Below are 23,926 nucleotides of genomic sequence, written 5' to 3' on the forward strand. Positions count from 1 at the left end.
GCGGTTCGATTCGCCGACTGCGTACGGCACTTGGAGTCGGAGGGTGTCACCCGGTACGTGGAGCTGGGGCCCGACGGCGTACTGACCGCGATGGCCCAAGCCTGTCTGCGGGACCCGGACGAGGCGGTCACCGTTCCCGCGCTGCGCAAAGACCGGGCCGAGGGGCCCGCGCTGCTCGCCGCCGTCGCCCGACTGCATGTGACCGGTGCCTTCGTCGACTGGCGTGGAGTGTTCGCCGGACGCGGTGCCCGTCGTGTGGAACTGCCCACCTACGCCTTCCAGCGCAGGCGGCACTGGCTGGACACCCAGACGGTCTCCGGTGACGCGTCGGGCCTCGGACAGGTGGCCGCCCGGCATCCCCTGCTCGGCGCCGTGGTCGTCTCGCCCGACTCCGACGGCCTGGTCCTGACGGGCAGGCTGTCGACCGCCGCCCAGCCATGGCTGGCCGGGCACCAGCTGCTCGGCACCGTCGTGTTCCCCGCCTCGGGCTTCGTGGAACTGGCGATCCGTGCCGGGGACCAGGCGGGATGCGACGTCCTGGCGGACCTGACCATCGACGGGATGTTGACCCTGCCCGCCAACGGCGGTGTCGACGTCCAGGTCGTGGTCGCCGAACCCGGCGAGTCGGGGGAACGGTCGGTGACGATCCACTCCCGCCGTGAGGACGGGCCCTGGACCCGCAACGCCACCGGTGTCCTCGCCACAGGTGCCCCGGCACCCGACTTCGACCTCGCCGCATGGCCCCCCGCCGGCGCGGACGCGATGGACGTCGACGACCTCTACGATCGACTCGCGGACCAGGGCCATGACTACGGACCTGCCTTCCGGGGGTTGCGGGCCGCCTGGCGCCGGGGCGACGAACTGTTCGCCGAGGTCGCCCTGACCGAGGAGACCGACGACAACTTCGGTGTTCACCCGGCACTCCTCGACGCGGCGACACACCTGCGGACGTTCCACGACGAAGAGGGGCAGGACGGGGACCGCGGTGGGCCGAGGCTGCCGACCGCTTGGAACCGTGTCGTCCTGCACGCCGCGGGCGCCACGTCCCTCCGCGTCCGACTGGCGCGCACGGAGCAGGACGGCATGTCCCTGCTCGCGGCCGACGAGGCGGGCAGGCCCGTCCTGTCGGCGCGGTCGCTCACATCGAGCCCGGTGTCACCCGCACAACTCGACGCCGGCCCAGGCCCCGAAGGGTTCCTGGACTCACTGTTCCGTATGGACTGGAACCCGGTCGACGCGGCTCCCGCGACCGGCGCGGACGAGGTGTCCTGGCTGCCCTGGGAGGACATCGGCGACGTCGACGACCTCGCGGGCGGAGCCCCTGGCATCCTCGTGGTGTCACCGGAACCCGGCGACGACGCCGAGAGCGTCCACAGCTCCACACGACGGACCTTGGGCGTCCTTCAGGACTGGATGGCCGACGAGCGGCTCTTCGCCTCCCGGCTCCTGGTCGTGACACGAGGTGCCGTGTCCCTGCACGGCGAGGACGTGACGGACCTCGCGGGCGCCGCGGTCTGGGGCCTGATCAGGGCGGCCCAGCTGGAACACCCAGGCGCGATCGTCCTGGCCGACGTGGACGAGCCCGTCGACAGCGCTGCACTCGCCGCACTCGTCCCGGCAGTCGTCGCGACGGACGAGCCGGAACTGGCCGTCCGCGCGGGGGTGACCTACCGGGCGCGGCTGGCCCGGGTGCCGGTGTCCGAGCAGCGCGAACCCGCCCGCCCCGCCTCCGTCTTCGGCCCCCACGAGGGCACCCTCGTGGACCACGAAGGCACCCTCGGCCCCCACGAAGGCACCCTCGCCGGCCACGAAGGCACTGTCTTCGGTCACGAAGGCACCGTGCTGATCACGGGAGCGATGGGCATGATGGGGCGCCACGTGGCCCGTCACCTGGTGACCGCCCACGGAGTCGGCCACCTGCTGCTGGCAGGCCGCCGCGGCATGGAAGGCGCGGGCTCCTCGGAGCTCCACGACGAACTGACGGCCCTCGGTGCGACCGTCACCATCGCCGCCTGCGACGTCTCCGACAAGGACTCCGTCGCCAGGATGCTCGACGGAATCGACACCGCGTACCCGCTCGTCGGCGTCGTGCACGCGGCGGGCGTCCTCGACGACGGTGTCATCGAGTCGCTGACCCCGGAACGGATCGACGCGGTGATGCGCCCGAAGGTGGACGCGGCCTTCCACCTGCACGAGCTGACCCGGCACCTGGATCTGTCGGCGTTCGTGCTGTTCTCGTCCGACTCCGGCGTCTTCGGCAACGGCGGACAGGCGAACTACGCGGCGGCGAACACCTTCCTGGACGGGCTGGCCGCCCACCGCCGCGCCGCCGGACTCGCCGCCCAGTCCCTGGCGTGGAGCCTGTGGGCCGACGCCAGCGAGATGACCGCGCAGCTCAGCGAGGTCGACCGGTCGCGGATGGACCGGATAGGCATCGTCGGCATGTCCGCCGCCGTAGGACTGGAGCTGTTCGACACCGCCGCGACCGTGGACGAGCCGATACTCGTCCCGATCAAGCTGAACGAGTACGCCGCCCGCGCGAACCCCGACGAACTGCCACGCAAACTGCACGGCCTGTTCGGGGGCGCCGCACGTCGGACCGTACGGGCCCGGTCCGACGGTGGCGAGGCACTCGCCCGGAAGCTCGCCGCTCTGGCCGCTTCCGAACGCGACGAACTGCTCCTCGACCTGGTACGGGAACGCGTAGCCACGGTGCTGCGGCGCGACTCCGCGAGTGACGTCGAGCCGGACCGGGCGTTCCGCGAGCTCGGCTTCGACTCGCTCACCGCACTGGAGTTGCGCAACACGCTCAACGCCGCGACGGGCCTGCGGCTGCCCGCCACGCTGCTGTTCGACCATCCCACGGCCCGCGCGGTGGCCCGGCGGATCGGCAGTACGGCCGGTCCCAAGGAGGACGACCCGGCGCGGCCCGTCCTCACGGAGATCGAACGACTCGAAGCCGCGCTCACGTCGTCGGCACTGACCTCGTCGGAGGCCGACGGCGCGCGCTCCCGGGTCACCGCGCGCCTCGAAGCGCTCCTGCGGTCCTGGCGGGACGGCCACGACCGGCCCGCCGAGGCAGAGACGAACAGCGACCCCGAATGGGCCACCGACAACGAACTCTTCGAGGCCCTGGACAACGAACTCGGCATCTCCTGACACCTGATTCGCGTTTCTCTGCGAGATTGGCTCACGTCCGATGGCGAACGACGAGAAACTGCGCGGCTACCTCAAGCGCGCCACGACCGAACTGCAGCAGACCCGGCGGCGCCTTCGCGACATGGAGGACCGGGAACGCGAGCCGATCGCGATCATCGGGATGGCGTGCCGGTATCCGGGTGGGGTGGCTTCTCCCGAGGATCTGTGGCGGGTGGTGGCCGGTGGTGTGGACGTGGTGTCGGAGTTCCCGTCGGACCGGGGCTGGGATGTCGCGGAGTTGTTCGATCCGACGGGTGAGCGGCCCAACACCAGTTACGTGAATGCCGGTGGGTTTCTGCATGACGCGGCCGGTTTTGACGCGGAGTTCTTCGGGATCAGTCCGAACGAGGCGTTGACGATGGATCCGCAGCAGCGCCTGCTGCTGGAGACGTCGTGGGAGGCGCTGGAACGCGCCGGCATCGACCCCGCCGCACTGCGGGGAAGCGCGACCGGAGTCTTCGCCGGCCTCGTCTACCACGACTATGTGGCCAACACCAATACCGGCGCCATCGCCTCGGGACGGGTCTCGTACGCACTGGGTCTTGAGGGCCCGGCGGTCACCGTTGACACCGCGTGCTCCTCCTCGCTCGTCGCGCTGCATCTCGCGGCGCAGTCGCTCCGCTCGGGCGAATGCTCACTGGCGCTCGCGGGCGGCGCCGCGGTCATGGCGACCCCGGAGACCTTCGTCGAGTTCAGTCTGCAGCGTGGTCTGTCGCGTGATGGGCGGTGCAGGTCGTTTGCGGCTGGGGCGGATGGTACGGGGTGGGGCGAGGGTGTCGGGATGCTGTTGGTGGAGCGTTTGTCGGATGCCCGGCGTCATGGTCATCCGGTGTTGGCGGTGGTGCGTGGTTCGGCGGTGAATCAGGATGGTGCGTCGAATGGGTTGACGGCTCCGAACGGTCCGTCGCAGCAGCGGGTGATTGTGGCTGCGTTGGCGAGTGCGCAGGTGTCGTCGGACCAGGTGGATGTGGTGGAGGGGCACGGTACGGGGACGACGCTGGGTGATCCGATCGAGGCGCAGGCGTTGCTGGCGACGTACGGGCAGGACCGGCCGGCGGGTAGTCCGTTGTGGCTGGGGTCGGTCAAGTCGAACATCGGGCATGCGCAGGCGGCGGCCGGTGTCGCGGGGATCATCAAGATGGTCAAGGCGATGGAGCACGGTGTGCTGCCGCGCACGTTGCATGTGGATGCGCCTTCTCCGCAGGTGGACTGGTCGGCGGGGCGGGTGGAGTTGCTGACGGAGGCGCGCGGGTGGCCGGAGGCCGAGGGCCGTCCGCGCCGCGCGGGTATCTCCTCGTTCGGGATCAGCGGCACGAACGCCCACGTCATCATCGAAGCGGCCGAAACCGCCCCGCAAACCGAGGAAGCCGTCGCCGAGCCCGGATCGGACGGCGACGCGCAGGCCGTACGGACTTCGGTCGTGCCGTGGGTGCTGTCCGCCCGCAGCCGCGAGGGACTGGCCGCACAGGCCGCGCGCCTGCTCGCCTACGCCGAGGAGCGGGCGGATCTGAACCCGGTCGACGTCGGCTTCTCCCTGGCGACATCGCGGGCGGCACTCGAACACCGCGCCGCCGTCGTCGGCCATGAGCGCGAGGACCTGCTCCGAGGGCTCGCCGCACTGGCGTCGGACGAGCCCGACACCGCAGTCGTACGAGGTTCGGTCCGCACCACCCCTGCTGCGACGGCGTTCCTGCTCTCGGGTCAGGGTGCGCAACGGGTCGGCATGGGACGGGAGTTGTACGAGGCGTTCCCGGTGTTCGCGTCGGCGCTGGACGAGGTCTGTGCTGCCCTCGACCCTCATCTCGATCGGCCGTTGCGTGAGGTGATGTGGTCCGAGCCGGAGCTGCTAGGGCAGACGGTGTTCACGCAGGCGGGTCTGTTCGCGGTCGAGGTGGCGTTGTTCCGGCTGCTCGAAGCATGGGGCGTACGGCCCGATTTCCTGGCGGGTCATTCGATCGGTGAGTTGGCGGCGGCGCATGTGGCCGGGGTGTTCTCGCTCGGTGATGCGGCCAGGTTGGTGGCTGCGCGGGGCCGGTTGATGCAGGCGCTGCCGTCGGGTGGGGCGATGGCCGCCATCCAGGCGAGTGAGGACGAGGTCGTTCCGCTGCTGGATGACGCGGCCGTGGCGATCGCGGCGGTCAACGGCCCGACCTCGGTCGTAGTGTCCGGTGCGAACGCCCAAGTCGGTGCCATCGAAGCCCACTTCACCGCACTGGGTCGTAAGACGAGCCGTCTGCGGGTCTCGCACGCCTTCCATTCCCCGCTCATGGACCCGATGCTGGACGACTTCCGTGCAGTTGCCGAGAGCGTCACGTACAGCGCGCCCGCCATCCCGATCGTCTCCAACGTGACGGGCGGGCCGGCGGAAGACCTCGGCTCGGCCGACTACTGGGTCCGGCATGTCCGCGAGGCGGTCCGGTTCGCCGACGGTGTCGCGCACCTTCGTTCTGCCGGCGTGACCCGCTTCGTGGAACTGGGCCCCGACGGCGTGCTGGCCGCGATGACCCGTAACTGCCTGGACGAGCCGTCCGCGGCGACACTCGTCGTGCCTGCCCTGCGGGCGAGCGAGGCCGAGGTCGCGACGCTGCTCACCGCCGTCGCCCAGCTCCATGTGAACGGTGCCGGGCCGGACTGGCACCCGCTCTTCACCGGACGCGGCGCACGGAACGTGGACCTGCCCACGTACGCGTTCCAGCACCGGCGTTACTGGCTGGAGGCATCCGGCGGAACCGTCGATGTGACCTCCGTCGGCCTGGATCGCACCGGCCACCCGCTGCTCGGCGCGACGATCTCCCTGGCCGACTCGGGCAAGGCGGTACTCACCGGCCGACTGGCGGTGGCCGCCCAGCCGTGGCTCGCCGACCACGTCGTCGGCGGTGTCGTGCTCTTCCCCGGAACGGGCTTCGTGGAACTGGCGATCCGCGCCGGAGACCAGGTCGGCTGCGGACGCATCGAAGAGCTGACCCTCCGGACACCGCTCGCCCTGCCGCAGCGCGGTGGCGTGCAGGTGCAGGTCCTGGTGGGAGAGGCGGACGCCCTGGGGGGCCGTCGGGTCAGCGTCCACTCCCGCGACGAAGGCATGTCGGTGTGGACGCAGCACGCCGCCGGAACGCTGACGCCCGGCGCGCACGACGGCCGCGACCTGGAGCAGTGGCCGCCCGTGGGCGCCACCCCCGTGGAACTGGACCGGTTCTACGAAGGACTCGCGGAATCCGGTCTGGAGTACGGGCCGGTGTTCCGGGGGTTGGGGGCGGCGTGGCGGCGGGGTGAGGAGGTGTTCGCGGAGGTCGCGCTTCCTGATCAGGTGGAGGGGGCCGGGTTCGGGTTGCATCCGGCGTTGCTGGACGCGGCTCTGCATGCGGTGGCGTTGAGTGGTGCGGTGGTCGGTGACGGGGTGGTGCTGCCGTTCGCCTGGTCGGGCGTGGAACTGTTCGCCTCCGGCGCCGAAGCGCTGCGCGTCCACGTCGTTCCGTCGGCCGGCGGAGCGGTCTCTCTGCAGGTCGCGGACGCCTCGGGACGCGCGGTGGCCACGGTGGAGTCGCTGGTGCTGCGGGAGATCTCCGCCGACCAGCTCTCGGCCGCCCGGTCGGTGTTCCACGAGTCGCTCTTCCGCGTGGACTGGTCGCCGGTTCCGGCAGCACTCTCCGAGGCCGCAGCACTCCCCGACGCCTCAGCACTCTCCGACGCTGCAGCGCTCCCCGGCGCCTCGGCCGACTGGGCCACGTGGGACGAACTGGGACCCGACGATGATGTCCCCGCGATCGTGGTGCTGCCGACCACCGCGGGAACGGACCCGGCCTCCGTCCGGTCGGCAGTGCACCGGGTTCTGGACGCCGTACGGTCCTGGCAGGCCGAAGAGCGGTTCGCCGACGCGACGTTGGTCGTGGCCACCCGTGGCGCGGTGTCCTCGAACGGTGAGGATGTCACAGACCTCGCGGGTGCGGCGGTGTGGGGTCTGGTGCGGTCGGCGCAGTCGGAGAATCCGGGGCGGTTCGTGCTGGCCGACCTCGACGTGGGTGCCGGTCTTGCCGAGGTGGTGGCGGCAGCCGCTCTGGGTGAGCCGCAGGTGGCGATCCGCGAGGGCGTCGTGCACGTGGCGCGCTTGGCACGTGTCGCCGTCGAGGTGCGGGAAGCGCACGAGGAGCCGGCCTCGGTGTTCTCCCATGATGGTGCGGTTCTGGTGACGGGTGCGTTCGGTGCGCTGGGCAACCTCGTGGCGCGGCATCTCGTCGTCGAGCACGGGGTGCGTCGTCTCGTCCTGGTGGGTCGGCGGGGCGGGGAGGCCCCGGGGGCCGGGGAGTTGTGTGCGGAGCTGACGGGGCTGGGTGCCGAGGTCGAGGCCGTGGCCTGTGATGTCTCGGACCGGGATGCGGTGGCGGCGCTGGTCGCGGACCGTGAGCTGTCGGGTGTGGTGCATGTTGCCGGGGTGTTGGACGACGGGGTGATCTCGTCGTTGACTCCGGAGCGGGTGGACGCGGTGTTGCGTCCCAAGGTGGACGCGGCGTGGCATCTGCATGAGCTGACCCGGCACCTCGACCTGTCGGCGTTCGTGCTGTTCTCCTCGGCCGCTGGTGTGCTGGGGACGTCGGGCCAGGGGAGTTACGCGGCGGCCAACGCGTATCTGGACGGTCTGGCGGAGCATCGCCGCGCGTCCGGACTGCCGGGTCTTTCGCTGGCATGGGGGCCGTGGTCGGCGGGCGTGGGTGGCATGGCGGGCGGGCTAGCCGGTTCCGATACCCAGCGGATGGCCCGGTCCGGCGTGGAGGGACTCTCCGCCGACCAGGGCCTCGCCCTCCTGGACACCGCGGTCGCGCTGGGTACGGCCGCGCTGGTGCCCATCCGCCTCGATCCCAGGGTTCTGGCCGCCGCCGGCGCCGGCGAGGTGCCCCACCTGTTCCAGGGGCTCGTACCGAGGATGCGCCGCTCGGCCACGGGCGCCCGGGCGGACACGGGATCCCTGCGCAGGCAGTTGGCGACCCGGCCCGAGTCGGAGTGGCACGAGGTCCTGCTCGGCATGGTCCGTACCCAGGCGGCTGTCGTGCTCGGGCACGCCGGTCCGGCGGCGATCGACCCAGAGCGCGCGTTCCGCGACCTCGGCGTGGACTCGCTGTCGGCGGTGGAACTGCGCAACGGGCTGGGGGAGGCGACCGGCCTGCGGCTGCCCGCCACGCTGGTCTTCGACTACCCGACCCCGGAGGTACTCGCGCGGTACCTGCTGAGCGAGGTGTCCGGCTCCGTGGACGACGGCCTCGGCGCCGTCGCGTCCGTCGCTTCCGACGACGAGCCGATCGCGATCATCGGGATGGCGTGCCGGTATCCGGGTGGGGTGGCTTCTCCCGAGGATCTGTGGCGGGTGGTGGCCGGTGGTGTGGACGTGGTGTCGGAGTTCCCGTCGGACCGGGGCTGGGATGTCGCGGAGTTGTTCGATCCGACGGGTGAGCGGCCCAACACCAGTTATGTGAATGCCGGTGGGTTCCTGCATGACGCGGCCGGTTTCGATGCGGAGTTCTTCGGGATCAGTCCGAACGAGGCGTTGACGATGGATCCGCAGCAGCGCCTGTTGTTGGAGACGTCGTGGGAGGCGCTGGAACGCGCTGGCATCGACCCCGCCGCACTGCGGGGCAGTGCGACCGGAGTGTTCGCCGGAATGATGTACCACGACTACGCGGCGAACAGCAGCACGGGCGCGATCGCCTCCGGCCGCGTGGCCTACAACTTCGGCTTCGAGGGCCCGGCGGTCACCGTCGACACCGCGTGCTCCTCCTCACTGGTGGCACTGCACTGGGCCGCCCAGGCCCTCCGCTCGGGGGAGTGCACGCTGGCGCTGGCCGGCGGTGTCGCGGTCATGGCCACCCCCGAGGCGTTCGTGGAGTTCAGCAAACAGCGCGGTCTCGCGGCCGACGGCCGGAGCAAGTCGTTCGCCGCGTCGGCCGACGGCACCGGCTGGAGCGAAGGCGTCGGCATGCTCCTGGTGGAGCGGCTGTCGGACGCCCGGCGCAACGGTCATCCCGTCCTGGCGATCGTCCGTGGCACCGCGACCAATCAGGACGGCGCGTCGAACGGCCTGACCGCGCCCAACGGCCCCTCGCAGCGCCGCGTGATCCGGCAGGCGCTCGCCAACGCGGGCCTCGGCACCGGCGATGTGGACGCGGTGGAGGCACACGGCACGGGCACCACGCTGGGCGACCCGATCGAGGCGCAGGCCCTGCTGGCGACGTACGGGCAGGACCGTCCGCAGGACAGCCCGCTGTGGCTCGGGTCCATCAAGTCGAACATGGGCCATACCCAGGCGGCGGCCGGTGTCGCGGGGATCATCAAGATGGTCAAGGCGATGGAGCACGGCGTACTGCCGCGCACACTGCACGTGGATGCGCCGACGCCGGAAGTGGACTGGGCCTCGGGGGATGTCGAGTTGCTGACCGAGGCGCGCGAGTGGCCGCGGAACGGCCGTCCGCGCCGGGCGGGCGTCTCCTCGTTCGGGATCAGCGGGACCAACGCCCACGTCATCATCGAGCAGGTTCCGGCGTCTGCGGTTCCGGCGTCGACGGATCCGGCGTCGGTCGGGGAAGCACCGGCAGACGGCATCCCCTGGATGCTGTCGGGCCGGTCCGCCGAGGGGCTGCGCGGCCAGGCCGAGAAGCTCAGGTCCTACCTCGTGGCTCACCCGGACGTGGGCTCCGCCGACATCGCGTTCTCCCTGGCGACGTCCCGTCCCGCCATGGAACACCGCGCGGTGGTGATCCCGGACGACCGTGAGGCGGCACTCGACGGCCTCGCGGCCCTCGCAGCCGGGGAACTGCGGCCAGGCGTGGTACGCGATACGGCGACGCCTGGTGCGACCGCGTTCCTGTTCTCGGGTCAGGGTGCGCAACGCGCCGGTATGGGCCGGGAGTTGTACGAGGCGTTCCCGGTGTTCGCGTCGGCGCTGGACGAAGTGTGTGCCGCCCTGGATCCGCACCTGGACCGCTCGGTACGTGAGGTGATGTGGTCCGAGCCGGAGCTGCTCGGGCAGACGGTCTTCACGCAGGCGGGTCTGTTCGCGGTCGAGGTGGCGCTGTTCCGGCTGCTGGAGTCGTGGGGCGTACGCCCTGACTTCCTGGCGGGTCACTCGATCGGTGAGTTGGCGGCGGCGCATGTCGCCGGGGTGTTCTCTCTCGATGACGCGGCGCGGCTGGTGGCCGCGCGGGGGCGGTTGATGCAGGCGCTGCCGTCGGGTGGGGCGATGGCTGCGGTTCAGGCGACCGAGGACGAGGTCGCTCCGCTGCTGGGCGGCGAGGTGGCTGTCGCGGCGCTCAACGGACCGGACGCGGTGGTGGTCTCCGGTACGGAGGCCGAAGTCGCGCGGGTCGTCGCCCACTTCACCGCCATCGGGCGCAAGGTGTCCCGGCTGCGGGTGTCGCACGCGTTCCACTCCCCGCTCATGGATCCGATGCTCGACGCCTTCCGCGAGGTGGCCGAGAGCATCACCTACGGCAGCCCCGCCGTCCCGGTCGTCTCGAACGTGACGGGCGCGCTGGCGGAGGACCTCGGGTCGGCCGACTACTGGGTCGGGCACGTGCGCCAGGCCGTCCGCTTCGCCGACGGCGTACGGACCCTGCACGACGAGGGCGTCACCCGCTTCGTGGAACTGGGCCCCGACGGTGTCCTGTCCGCGATGGTGCGAGCCGTGGTGGACGACGGAGTGCTGGTGGTGCCGACGCTACGGCGGGAGCACGGTGAGTCCAGGACGTTGCTGACGGCGGTCGGCCGACTGCACGCGGCTGGTGTTGCCATCGACCGGGCCAGGTTGTTCGACGGTCGTGGTGCCCGGCGCGTCGACCTTCCCACCTACGCGTTCCAACGCGAGCAGTACTGGCTCGACGTGCGAAGTTACTGGCGCGAGGCATGGGCCGGCTCGGCTATCGATGGCAACGACCTCGCCTCCGCGGGGCTGGAGGCATCGGGGCACCCGCTGCTGGGGGCGGTCATCTCCTCACCCGACTCGGACGGTGTCGTTCTGACGGGCCGGCTGTCGGTCCACGACCAGCCCTGGCTGCGCGACCACGAGGTGTTCGGCAACGTCGTGTTCCCTGGCAGCGGGCTCATGGAACTGGCGATTCGCGCCGGCGACCAGGTCGGCTGCGGAACACTGGACGAACTGACACTGGAAGCACCTCTGATGCTTCCGGCCGAGGGCTCGATCTCGGTGCAGGTCGTGGTCGGGGACACGGGTGAGTCGACGGGGCGTACGGTCGCCGTCCACTCACGCACCGACATCGACGCGCCCTGGACCCGCCATGCCTCGGGCCAGGTCTCAGGCCAAATGTCTGGCCATTCTTCCGGCCCTGCCTCGGGTCATGTCTCGGGTCATGTCTCAACGGCGGGCACCGCGCCCGCCTTCGAACTTGGGCAGTGGCCGCCGGCGCAAGCGACCGCGGTGGACATCACCGGGCTGTACGACGACCTGGCGGAGGCAGGGCTGGAGTACGGTCCGGCCTTCCGGGGATTGCGTGCGGTGTGGCGGCGCGGCGACGAGGTGTTCGCCGAGGTCGCGCTCCCCGACTCCGAGGCGGCGGACGGCTTCGGCCTGCATCCGGCGCTCCTGGATGCCGCCCTGCACGCGATCGCGTCGAGCGACGACGACCGGGGCACAGCCCTGCCGTTCGCCTGGTCGGGGGTGGAGCTCTTCGCCTCCGGTGCCACGTCGCTGCGCGTCAAGCTGACCCGAACCGGTACGGCGAGCGTGTCCCTCCGGCTCGCCGACCCGACCGGCCGGCCGGTGGCGTCGGTGGAGTCACTGACGCTGCGTGAGACGTCCGCCGCCCAACTCGCCTCGGCCCGCGCCGCGTTCCACGAGTCGCTGTTCCACGTCGTCTGGTCCCCGCTCGAAACCCGGCCCGTCGCCGACCGGCCGTCCTGGGCGCACTGGGACACGCTGACCCTCGACGCCCCCGTACCCGAGGTCGTACTGCTGGAGCTCCCGGCCGGTGACGCGACCGCCGTACGTCCGAGCGTCGGACGCGCCCTTGATGTCGTGCGGTCGTGGCTGGCGGGGGAGCGGTTCGCCGAGGCGACGTTGGTCGTGGCGACTCGTGGTGCGGTGTCTTCGGTGGGTGAGGATGTCACCGATCTGGCGGGTGCGGCGGTGTGGGGTCTGGTGCGGTCGGCGCAGTCGGAGAATCCGGGGCGGTTCGTGCTGGCCGACCTTGATGCGGGTGCCGGGTTGGCTGAGGTGGTGGCGGCTGCTGTTCTGGGTGAGCCGCAGGTGGTGGTCCGCGGGGGCGTGGTGCACGCCCCTCGGTTGGGCCGTGTCGCCGTGGAAGCGCTGGAGGTGGGGGAGGAGCCGGCCTCGGTGTTCTCCGGTGATGGTGCGGTTCTGGTGACGGGTGCGTTCGGTGCGTTGGGCGGCCTGGTGGCGCGGCATCTCGTTGCTGGGCACGGGGTGCGGCGGCTGGTGTTGGTGGGTCGGCGGGGTGCGGAGACACCGGGAGCGGCGGAGTTGTGTGCCGAGCTGGCCGGGCTGGGTGCCGAGGTCGAGGCCGTGGCCTGTGATGTGTCGGACCGGGATGCGGTGGTGGCGCTGGTCGCGGACCGTGAGCTGTCGGGTGTGGTGCATGTTGCCGGGGTGTTGGACGACGGGGTGATCTCGTCGTTGACGCCGGAGCGGGTGGATGCGGTGTTGCGTCCGAAGGCGGACGCGGCCTGGCATCTGCATGAGTTGACGCGGGACATGGACCTCTCGGCGTTCGTCATGTTCTCCTCGGCGGCGGGTGTACTCGGGTCTCCCGGCCAGGGCAACTACGCGGCGGCGAACGGGTTCCTGGACGCCCTGGCAGCGCACCGCCGGGCGAACGGGCTGCCCGCCCAGTCGCTCGCCTGGGGTCTGTGGAGCGGAGGAATGGCGGGGCAGGTCGACGACGCCGACCTCCGCCGCCTCGCCCGCACCGGCCTGAAGGCGCTGTCCGCGGAACAGGGGCTCGCACTCCTCGACACGGCCGCGACGGTGGACGCGGCCGTCCTCGTCCCGATGAGCCTGGACCTCAAGGCACTTGGCGCCGCCGGTGGCGAAGTGCCGCATCTGCTGCGCGGTCTGGTCCGGCGCCCGGCACGCCGGGTCGCCGGCAGCGCAACCGGCGGGACATCGGACCTCGGACGGCGGCTGGCCGACCTGTCCGAGAACGAGAGGGAAGCCCTGCTGCTGGAGATCGTGCGCGGCGGCGCCGCGGCCGTCCTAGGGCATCCGGGTCCCTCGGCCATCGATCCCGCCCGCGCCTTCGGCGAGCTCGGGTTCGACTCGCTGTCGGCGGTGGAGTTCCGCAACGCGCTGAACGAGGCGACCGGGCTGCGCCTGTCGCCGACGCTCGTCTTCGACTACCCGACGCCGACCGTCCTCGCCCGCCACCTCCAGGACACGGTGACCGGCAACACCGTGGACACCCCGCTTCCCACCGTTGGCCGGGTTGACGAGCCGATAGCGATCGTGGGCATGGCCTGCCGTTTCCCGGGTGGTGTCGCGTCGCCGGACGACCTGTGGCGGCTGGTGGCCGACGGCGTGGACGCCGTGTCGGAGTTCCCCCGGGACCGTGGCTGGGACATCGGGCGCCTCTACGACCCCGAAGGCACCCGGCAGGACACCAGTTACGTCGATGCCGGCGGGTTCCTGCACGACGCGTCCGAGTTCGACGCGGCCTTCTTCGGGATCTCACCGCGTGAGGCCCTCGCCATGGACCCCCAGCAGAGGCTCCTGCTGGAGACGTCCTGGGAGGCCCTGGAGCGGGCGGGGATCGATCCCTCGTCCCTGGGCGGGAGCCGGACCGGTGTCTTCGCCGGGGCGATGTACCACGACTACGCGTCGAGCAGTAACACCGGCTCGGTCGCTTCAGGCCGTATCTCGTACACGTTGGGTCTTGAGGGCCCGGCGGTCACCGTCGACACCGCGTGCTCGTCGTCGCTGGTCGCACTGCACCTCGCGGTACAGGCACTCCGCTCGGGCGAATGCTCCTTGGCTCTCGCGGGCGGTGTCGCGGTGATGGCGACGCCGGACACCTTCGTCGAGTTCAGTCGTCAGCGGGGGTTGGCTCCGGATGGGCGGGCGAAGTCGTTCGCCGCCGGGGCCGACGGGACGTCCTGGGGCGAGGGCGCGGGCATGTTGCTGGTGGAGCGGCTGTCGGATGCCCGTGCCAACGGTCACCCGGTCCTGGCGGTGGTGCGGGGCACGGCGGTCAACCAAGACGGGGCTTCCAACGGCTTGACCGCGCCGAACGGTCCGTCCCAACAGCGGGTGATCCGGCAGGCGTTGGCCGCCGCCGACCTCGGTACCGGCGATGTGGACGCGGTGGAGGCGCACGGCACGGGGACGACACTCGGCGATCCGATCGAGGCGCAGGCGCTGCTGGCGACGTACGGGCAGGATCGTCCGGAGGGCAGTCCGCTGTGGCTCGGCTCGATCAAGTCGAACATCGGGCATACGCAGGCTGCCGCGGGCGTGGCGGGGATCATCAAGATGGTCAAGGCCATGGACCACGGTCTCCTGCCGCGCACGCTGCACGTCGACGAGCCGACGCCTCACGTGGACTGGACCGTGGGCGAGGTCGAACTGTTGACGGAGGCGCGGGAGTGGCTGGAGGCGGAGGGGCGTCCGCGGCGGGCGGGGATCTCGTCGTTCGGGATCAGCGGTACCAACGCCCATGTCATCATCGAAGCGGCTCCCGCACCGGTTCCGGCACCCGCACGCGCACCGGCTCCCGCTCCGGCTCCGGCTTCGGCCGGGGGCGACGAACGGCTGACCGGGACGACGCCGCCGGTGCCCTGGCTGGTGTCCGGACGTGACCGGGAGGCGGCGACGGCCCAGGCCGCCCGGCTTCTGCAGTTCCTCCAGGAACACCCGGAGCTGGACACGGTGGACGTGGGCTTCTCCCTAGCCACCTCGCGGGCCGCGCTGGAGCACCGCACCGTGGTGGTGGGAGAGGACCGCGCGGAACTCCTCGCCGGACTCGGCAGGCTGGCCGCAGGCGACCACCACCACTCCGGCCAAAGCCGAACGGAGGGCGCGACGGCGTTCCTGTTCTCGGGTCAGGGTGCGCAACGGGTGGGTATGGGGCGGGAGTTGTGCGAGGCGTTCCCGGTGTTCGCGTCGGCGCTGGACGAGGTCTGTGCTGCCCTCGACCCTCATCTCGATCGGCCGATCCGCGAGGTGATGTGGTCCGAGCCGGAGCTGCTGGATCGGACGGTGTTCACGCAGGCGGGTCTGTTCGCGGTCGAGGTGGCGTTGTTCCGGCTGCTCGAAGCATGGGGTGTACGGCCTGACTTCGTGGCGGGTCATTCGATTGGTGAGTTGGCGGCGGCGCATGTGGCCGGGGTGTTCTCGCTCAGCGACGCGGCAAGACTGGTCGCTGCGCGCGGCCGGTCGATGCAGGCGCTCCCGTCGGGCGGGGCGATGGCCGCCATCCAGGCCAGTGAGGACGAGGTCGTTCCGCTGCTGGACGACGCGGCCGTGGCGATCGCGGCGGTCAATGGCCCGGCGTCGGTCGTGGTGTCCGGTGCGGACGCCCAAGTCGGCGCCATCCAAGCCCACTTCACCGCGCTGGGGCGAAAGACGAGCCGTCTGCGGGTCTCGCACGCCTTCCATTCCCCGCTCATGGATCCGATGCTGGACGACTTCCGTGCAGTCGCCGAGAGCATCACGTACAGCACGCCCGCCATCCCGATCGTCTCCAACCTCACAAGGGGATCGGAGGCGGAAGACCTCGGTTCGGCCGACTACTGGGTCCGTCACGTCCGTGAGGCAGTGCGGTTCGCCGACGGAGTCCAGGCGCTGCGGGACGAGGGAGTCACCCGCTTCGTCGAACTGGGACCTGATGCCGTCCTCGCCGCGATGGCCCAGAACTGCCTGGACGACGAACGGTCCGTACCTCTCGCGTTCGTGCCGGTGTCGCGTACGAACCAAGCCGAGCCGACCGCCCTCCTCACCGCGCTCGGACAGCTCCACACCGCGGGGGCCGCTGTCGACTGGCACGCGATGTTCGCCGGGCGGGGAGCCCAGCTGGTCGAACTGCCCACCTATGCCTTCCAACGGGACCGGTACTGGCTGGTGGACGTCCCGGCGGGCGACGGCCCCGCCGCGGTAGGGCTCGGCCCGGCCGGGCATCCGCTGCTCGGCGCCGTGGTCGACCTGCCCGGCTCCGACGGGGTGGCGCTGACCGGCAGGCTGTCGGCCGGGGACCTGCCCTGGCTGGCCGACCACGAGGTGTTCGGCTCGGTACTGCTGCCGGGCACCGCCTTCGTGGAACTGGCCGTACGGGCCGGGGACCAGGTCGGCTGCGACGTACTGGAGCAACTCACCCTGGAAGCACCGCTGATCCTGCCCCAGGACGGAGTCGCGCTCCATGTGTCCGTCGGCGAGCCCGACGAGCTGGGCCGCCGCACGGTGAGCGTCCACTCCCGGCACGACGACGGCAACGGCACAACCGGTCAGGAGGCATGGACCCGGCACGCCGAAGGCATGCTGGCCGCGGGCACCGGACAGCAGCCTTCTGATGATCCGGACCACCGGACGACGTCGCCGAGGCCGGAGCAGTGGCCGCCCGCCGGGGCGACCCCGATCGACCTGGACGGCGTCTACGACCGTCTCGCCCAGCGGGGTTTCGGTTACGGGCCGACGTTCCAGGGGCTGCGCGCCGCGTGGCGGGCCGGTGACGACCTGTTCGCCGAGGTCGCGTTGCCGGAGGACGAGCGTGCCGAGGCCGCCGCGTACGGGATCCACCCGGCACTGCTCGACGCCGCCCTGCACGTGATCCTGCTCGACGACGGCGAGGAGACAGGCGAGGGGGCAGGCGAGGGGGCCCTGCTCCCGTTCGAGTGGAGCGGGGTGAACCTGCATGCCGCGGGCGCCCCGGTGCTCCGCGTCCGGGTGTCGCCGCTGGGTGGCACCGCGCTGGAACTGGCGGCCACCGACGAGGCGGGACAGCCCGTGCTCACCGTGGAGTCGCTGGTCTCGCGGCCCATGTCGCCCGAGCAGCTCACCGTGCGGAGCGGCCCGGACGACTCGCTCTTCACCGTGGCCTGGACACCCGCGCCCGACATGGTCGTACGGCCCGACGTGAAGCCGGCGGTGCTGGGGTCCGACCGCTGCGGTCTGGACGACGCCGTGCCCGCGTTCGCGGATCTGGCCGAGCTGGCCGGGGCCGGCTGCCCCGAGGTCGTGGTGTGGGCGTGCCCGTCCGGTGCCGGCGACGTCCCCGCGGGCGTCCGGTCCGTGACGCACCGCGTGTTGGACGTCGTCCAGGGATGGCTGGCCGACGAGCGGTTCGCCGCGTCCCGCCTCGTGGTGGTCACCCGGGGGGCCACGACGGCGGGCGGCGCCGGACAGCTCGCGCAGGCACCCGCTTGGGGCCTGATCCGGGCCGCCCAGGCGGAGAACCCCGGGCGGTTCGTCCTGGTGGACCTGGACGACGGACCGGTGCCGTCCACCGCCCTGGCCGCCGTGGCCGCCTCGGGCGAACCCGAGGCGGCGGTCCGCGCCGGAGAGATCCACGTGCCCCGACTGGTCGGCGTCGAGCCGGTGGTGTCGTCGGTGGTGTCGTCGGTGTGGGGTGGGTGGGGTTCGGGGTGGGTGTTGGTGACGGGTGGTACGGGTGGGTTGGGTGCGTTGGTGGCTCGGCATCTTGTTGTTGTGCATGGTGTGCGGCGTCTTGTGTTGGTGGGTCGTCGGGGTGTGGGGGCGCCGGGTGCTTCTGAGTTGTGTGCGGAGTTGACGGGGTTGGGTGCTGAGGTCGAGGTGGTGGCCTGTGATGTGTCGGACCGGGGTGCGGTGGTGGCGCTGGTGTCGGGTCGTGTGTGGTCGGGTGTGGTGCATGCGGCGGGTGTGGTGGACAACGGGTTGGTGGGTTCGTTGTCTGCGGGTCGGGTGGATGGGGTGTTGGGTGCGAAGGTTGATGGGGCCTGGTTTTTGCATGAGTTGACGCGGGATATGGGGTTGTCGGCGTTTGTGTTGTTCTCGTCGGTGGGTGGGTCGTTGCTGGCGGCGGGGCAGGGTGGTTATGCGGCGGCGAATGTGTTCTTGGACGCGTTGGCCGTGTATCGGCGTGGTGAGGGGTTGGTGGGGACGTCGTTGGCGTTCGGCCTCTGGGACGTCGACACAGGCATGGCAGGTGACCTCACCGAAGCGGACGCCGACAGGCTGCGACGCCTGGGTATGCCCGCGATACCGGTGGACGCGGCGCTGGCCCTGTTCGACGCCGCCCTGTCCGCGAAGGACGCGGCGGTCGTACCGCTGCATCTGGACCGGGCGGCGTTGCGGGCCCGGGGCGACGACGTTCCGGCTCTGCTGCGCGGGCTGACCGGTGGAACCCGCCGTGCCGTCCGCGCCCGCGCCCGGGCCGAGGGACCGGGAAGCCGGGAGCTGCCGCGGCGGCTCGCAGGCCTGGACCGGGCCGACCGCCTCGTCGTCCTGCTGGAACTGGTCCGGACCCAGGTGGCGGGGGTGCTCGGTCATGCTTCGCCGAAGGCTGTCGAGGCGGATCGGGCTTTCAGGGAGCTGGGTTTCGATTCCCTGTCGGCGGTGGAGTTGCGGAACGCGTTGCGGGCGGAGACCGGTCTGGCTCTTCCGGCGACGTTGGTGTTCGACCACCCGACGGCCCGGGCCGTGGCCGCCTACCTCGACGCGGAACTCGCGGGGACGGCCGGCGACACGGCGGCACCGGTGGCGGTGCGGTCGGTCGCTGACGACGATCCGGTGGTGATCGTGGGGATGGCGTGCCGTTATCCGGGTGGTGTGGCGTCGCCTGATGATCTGTGGCGGTTGGTGGCGGACGGTGTTGACGCGGTGTCGGCGTTTCCGGTGGACCGGGGCTGGGATGTGGAGGGTATTTATCATCCTGAGCCGGGGAAGCCGGGGAAGACCATCGCGCGGGAGGGTGGGTTCCTTTATGACGCGGCGGAGTTCGACGCTGATTTCTTCGCCATTTCGCCGAGGGAGGCGGCGGACACTGATCCGCAGCAGCGGTTGCTGCTGGAGGCGTCGTGGGAGGCGTTCGAGCGTGCGGGGATCGATCCGCACACGATGCGTGGCAGCCGGACCGGCGTCTTCACCGGACTCATGTACCACGACTACGCGCTGGACATGGACGCCGCCAGCACCAACGGCGGGAGCCTCGCCTCCGGCCGGGTCTCCTATGTGTTCGGCCTGGAGGGGCCGGCGGTGACCATCGACACGGCCTGTTCGTCCTCGCTGGTGGCACTGCACCTGGCCGCGCAGGCACTGCGCTCCGGTGAGTGCTCCCTGGCACTGGCAGGCGGCGTGACGGTGATGGCCACCCCCGGCATGTTCGTGGAGTTCAACCGGCAGCGGGGCCTGGCCGCGGACGGCCGCAGCAAGTCGTTCTCGGCGTCCGCGGACGGCACCGGCTGGGCCGAAGGCGTCGGGATGCTCTTGGTGGAGCGGTTGTCGGACGCCCGGCGCAACGGGCATCCGGTGCTGGCCGTGGTGCGTGGTTCCGCGGTGAACCAGGACGGTGCCTCGAACGGGTTGACGGCGCCGAACGGTCCGTCGCAGCAGCGGGTGATCCGGCAGGCGCTCGCCAACGCACGCCTGTCGTCCGACCAGGTCGACGCGGTGGAGGCGCACGGCACCGGCACCACGCTGGGCGATCCGATCGAGGCGCAGGCCCTGCTGGCGACGTACGGGCAGGACCGTCCGCAGGCCAGCCCGCTGTGGCTGGGGTCCATCAAGTCGAACATGGGACACGCCCAGGCCGCCGCCGGAGTCGCGGGCATCATCAAGATGGTCCAGGCGATACGCCACGGCATCCTGCCCAGGACACTCCACGTCGACGAACCGACCCCGCACGTCGACTGGTCGGCGGGGCGGGTGGAGCTGCTGACCGAGGCGCGGGAGTGGCCGGAGGTGGACGGTCGTCCGCGGCGAGCGGGGATCTCCTCGTTCGGGATCAGCGGCACCAACGCCCACGTCATCGTCGAGCAGGCCCCGGACGCCGCCTGGTCCGACCCGTCCGAGCCCGGCCGACCGGATCGACCGGATCGACCGGATCGACCGGAGCCCGCCGGAACCGGTACTGGTTCCGTGTTCGGCGAAGTCGAGCCTGCCGAGCACGGGGTCGAGTCCGGGTCCGGGTCCGGGTCCGGTGGCCCTGCGCCCGTCGGGACCGAGTCCGGTGCACCCGTGCCCGTCGGCGCCGAGTTCCGCGAAGTCGTGCCCGGACCTGTGCCATGGGTGCTCTCCGGCAAGTCCGCCGAAGGGCTGCGCGGCCAGGCGGAACGGCTCGCAACCTTCCTCCGGACCGGGGCAGACCTCTCCGCGGTGGACGTGGGGTACTCGCTGGCGACCTCCCGGTCGGTGTTCGACCATCGCGCGGTGGTGACGGCGAAGGACCGTGACGCCGGCCTGGCCGCTCTGGACGCGCTCGCGACCGACGCCGTGGACGGGAACGTCGTACAGGGCGTGGCCGCGGGAGACGCCCGGCCGCCGGTGTTCGTCTTCCCCGGGCAGGGTTCGCAGTGGGTCGGTATGGCGGTCGAACTCCTCGACAGCTCACCCCGTTTCGCCGCCCGCATGGACGAATGCGCCAAGGCCCTCGGGCCGTTCGTGGAGTGGGACCTGTTGGAGGTGTTGCGTGGTGACGGTGGGCCTTTGGTGCGGGTGGACGTGGTCCAGCCGGTCCTGTGGGCGGTGATGGTGTCGCTGAGTGAGGTGTGGCGTGGTTTCGGGGTGGAGCCTGCCGCTGTCGTCGGGCATTCCCAGGGTGAGATCGCGGCTGCCTGTGTGGCGGGTGCGCTGACGCTGGAGGACGGGGCCCGTGTCGTCGCGGTGCGCAGCCGCATCATCGCGGAGGACCTCGCCGGCCAGGGCGGCATGCTCTCGGTGGCCCTGTCCGCCGAAGCCGTCGCCGAACTGCTGGCGGACCGGGACGGACGCCTGGAACTCGCCGTGGTCAACGGCCCCGCCTCGGTCGTCGTGTCCGGCGAGACGGAGGCGCTGGCGGAACTTGAGAAGACACTGAAGAGCCGGAACGTCCGCGTCCGCCTCGTCCCCGTCAACTACGCCTCCCACGCCATGTTCGTCGAGGGCGTCCGCGACCGGATCCTCGCCGAGCTGGACGGACTGGCCCCCCGGCCGTCCCGGATCGGGTTCTACTCGACGGTGACCGGTGGCCTGGCCGACACGTCCACGCTGGACGCCGCGTACTGGTACGCCAACCTGCGGCAGACCGTCCGCTTCGAACAGGCCACGCGCGCGCTGCTGGACGACGGCTTCACCGCGTTCGTGGAGTCCAGCCCCCACCCCGGCCTCCTTGTCGGCCTGGGGGAGACCCTGGAGGCGCACGGCTCCACCGCCGTGACCGTCGGCTCGCTCCGCCGGGGCGAGGGCGGCGCGCGACGGCTCCTCGCCTCGGTCGCCGAGGCCTGGGCGGGCGGTGTGCACGTCGACTGGAGCGCCGCCTTCGAAGAGCAGCGGCCCCGGCGCGTCGAGCTGCCCACCTACGCCTTCCAACGCCGCCGGCACTGGACCGACGCCGTCGCCGCCGCCCCGGGCGCCGACCCCGCCGACGCCGCGTTCTGGGACGCGGTGGAACGCGAGGACCTGGCCTCCCTGGCGGACCGTCTCGATCTCGCTCCCGAGGCACTGGGAGACATCGTCCCCGCCCTGTCCACCTGGCGCCGACGGCACCACGAGGACGCCACCGTGGACTCCTGGCGCTACCGGATCGTGTGGAAATCCCTGGCCGAGCGCCCCGCCGCCCCGCTCAACGGCACCTGGCTCGTCGCGATCCCGTCCGGGCTGCCGCGACAGGCAACGGTCGCCGCGATCACCGACGGCCTCGCCGGACAGGGCGCGCACGTCGTGCTCCTGGAGACCGACGGGGACGACCGGGCCGCGCTCACGGAGCGGTTGCGTGCGGGGACGGCCGACGGCGTCCTGTCGCTGCTCGCGTTCGACACCCGGCCGCACCCCGACCACCCGACGCTCACCCGGGGCGCCGTCGCCACGATCGCGCTGGCGCAGGCACACGGCGACGCCGGGCTCACGGCCCCGCTGTGGTGCGTCACCCGGGGCGCCGTCGCCGTGGACGGCGCGGGCGAACCGGCCGATCCGGCCCAGGCGTCGCTCTGGGGCCTCGGTACGGTGCTCGGCCTGGAACGCCCGGGTACCTGGGGCGGCATGGTCGACCTCCCCGCCGACGCCGACCTTCCCGCCGATGCCGATGCCGATGCCGATGCCGATGCCGACACGGACGCCGATGCCGATGCCGACACGGACGCCGACGCCCACGCGGACCTCGACCCGGACACCGTCCGGCGCCTGTGCGCCGCGCTGGGCGGCGCGGACGGGGACCAGATCGCGATCCGGCCCGCCAGGACCGCGGCCCGCCGCATGGTGCGCGCCGCCCTCGGCGACACACCCGCCGAACGGCGCTGGCGGCCACGCGGGACGGTCCTGGTCACCGGCGGCACCGGCGGGATCGGCGCCCACGTGGCCCGGTGGCTCGCCGGCAACGGCGCCGAGCACCTCGTCCTCACCAGCCGCCGCGGCCCGGCGGCCGAGGGCGTCACGGAACTGACGGCCGAACTGACGGCGCTGGGCACCCGGGTGACCGTCGCGGCCTGCGACGTCGCCGACCGGGACGCCCTCGGCGCCCTGCTCGACTCCGTGCCGGGAGAACTGACGGCGGTCATGCACGCCGCCGGTGTGCTCGGCACCGACGCGCCTCTGGAAGACCTCACGCCGGCGGAGTTCGCCGCCGTCGGACGCGCCAAGACCGCCGGAGCGGCACACCTGGACGAACTGCTCGCCGACCGCCCGCTGGACGCCTTCGTGCTGTTCTCGTCCGGATCCGCCGCCTGGGGCGGCGCGGGCCAGTCCGCCTACGCCGCCGCCAACGCCTACCTGGACGCGCTCGCACACCGGCGCCGGGCCCGGGGACGTACCGCGACCGCCGTCGCCTGGGGAGCGTGGGACGCCGGGATGATCGACGCCGAGACCGGCGCCGCGACCCGGCGGATCGGACTGGGCGCGATGGAGCCGCGGCTCGCGATCGCCGCGCTCCAGAAAGCGCTGGACCACGACGACGGCACCCTAGTGGTGGCCGACATCGACTGGGCCCGCTTCGCCGGCGCCTACACCCTCGCGCGGCCCCGACCGCTGCTGGACGACCTCCCCGAGGTCCGTGCGGCCCTCGCGGGCGAAGAGGACGAGGAGAAGTCCGCCGAGCCGGCGTTCGCGGCCGGGCTCGCCGCGATGACCGGGGCGGAACGCGGCCGGGCCCTGCTCGACCTGGTGCACAACCACGTGGCCGTGCTCCTCGGCTACGACGACAGCACCGAACTCGACCCGTCACGCGCGTTCAAGGAACTCGGGTTCGACTCGGTCGCCGCCGTGGAGCTGCGGACCCGGCTGAGCGCGGCCACCGGCCGGAAGCTGCCCGCGACGGTGGCGTTCGACCACGCCTCACCGGCCGCGCTCGCCACGTACCTGCAGACCCTCATGCGTCCGGACGGCGCCGTCGAGGTGCCCGTCACCGCCGAGCTGGACCGGCTGGAGGCGGCCGTCGCCGGGCTCTTGCCCCAGGAGATCGAACGCACCCGGCTCACCGAGCGGCTGCAGACACTGCTGGCGACGCTCAACGAATCCCTCGGCGCGCAGGACGGCACCGCCGTCGCCGACCGGCTGGAGAACGCGACGGCCGACGACATCTTCGACTTCATCGACAAAGACCTTGGCATGGCCTGACGG

At 71.8% G+C, this 23,926-nt stretch carries 2 protein-coding genes; both read left to right on the forward strand.

Annotation, left to right across the window (positions count from 1 at the left end):
* The coding region (locus ACH4DZ_RS29220; protein ID WP_398290377.1) for an SDR family NAD(P)-dependent oxidoreductase at positions 1-3,159 on the forward strand (3,159 nt) is incomplete at its 5' end.
* A 40-nt stretch (positions 3,160-3,199) separates the two neighbouring features.
* Positions 3,200-23,923: an SDR family NAD(P)-dependent oxidoreductase gene (locus tag ACH4DZ_RS29225; protein WP_398290378.1), complete on the forward strand. Its 20,724-nt coding sequence runs from the start codon at positions 3,200-3,202 to the stop codon at positions 23,921-23,923.
* The last annotated feature ends 3 nt before the right edge of the window (positions 23,924-23,926 follow it).

It is taken from the genome of Streptomyces sp. NPDC017991 (genome assembly GCF_044328075.1).
Taxonomy (GTDB): domain Bacteria; phylum Actinomycetota; class Actinomycetes; order Streptomycetales; family Streptomycetaceae; genus Streptomyces.

Excerpts from the sequence above, each read along its gene's own strand:
- ACH4DZ_RS29225 (WP_398290378.1), top strand. The coding sequence starts at position 3,200 with ATGGCGAACGACGAGAAACTGCGCGGCTACCTCAAGCGCGCCACGACC.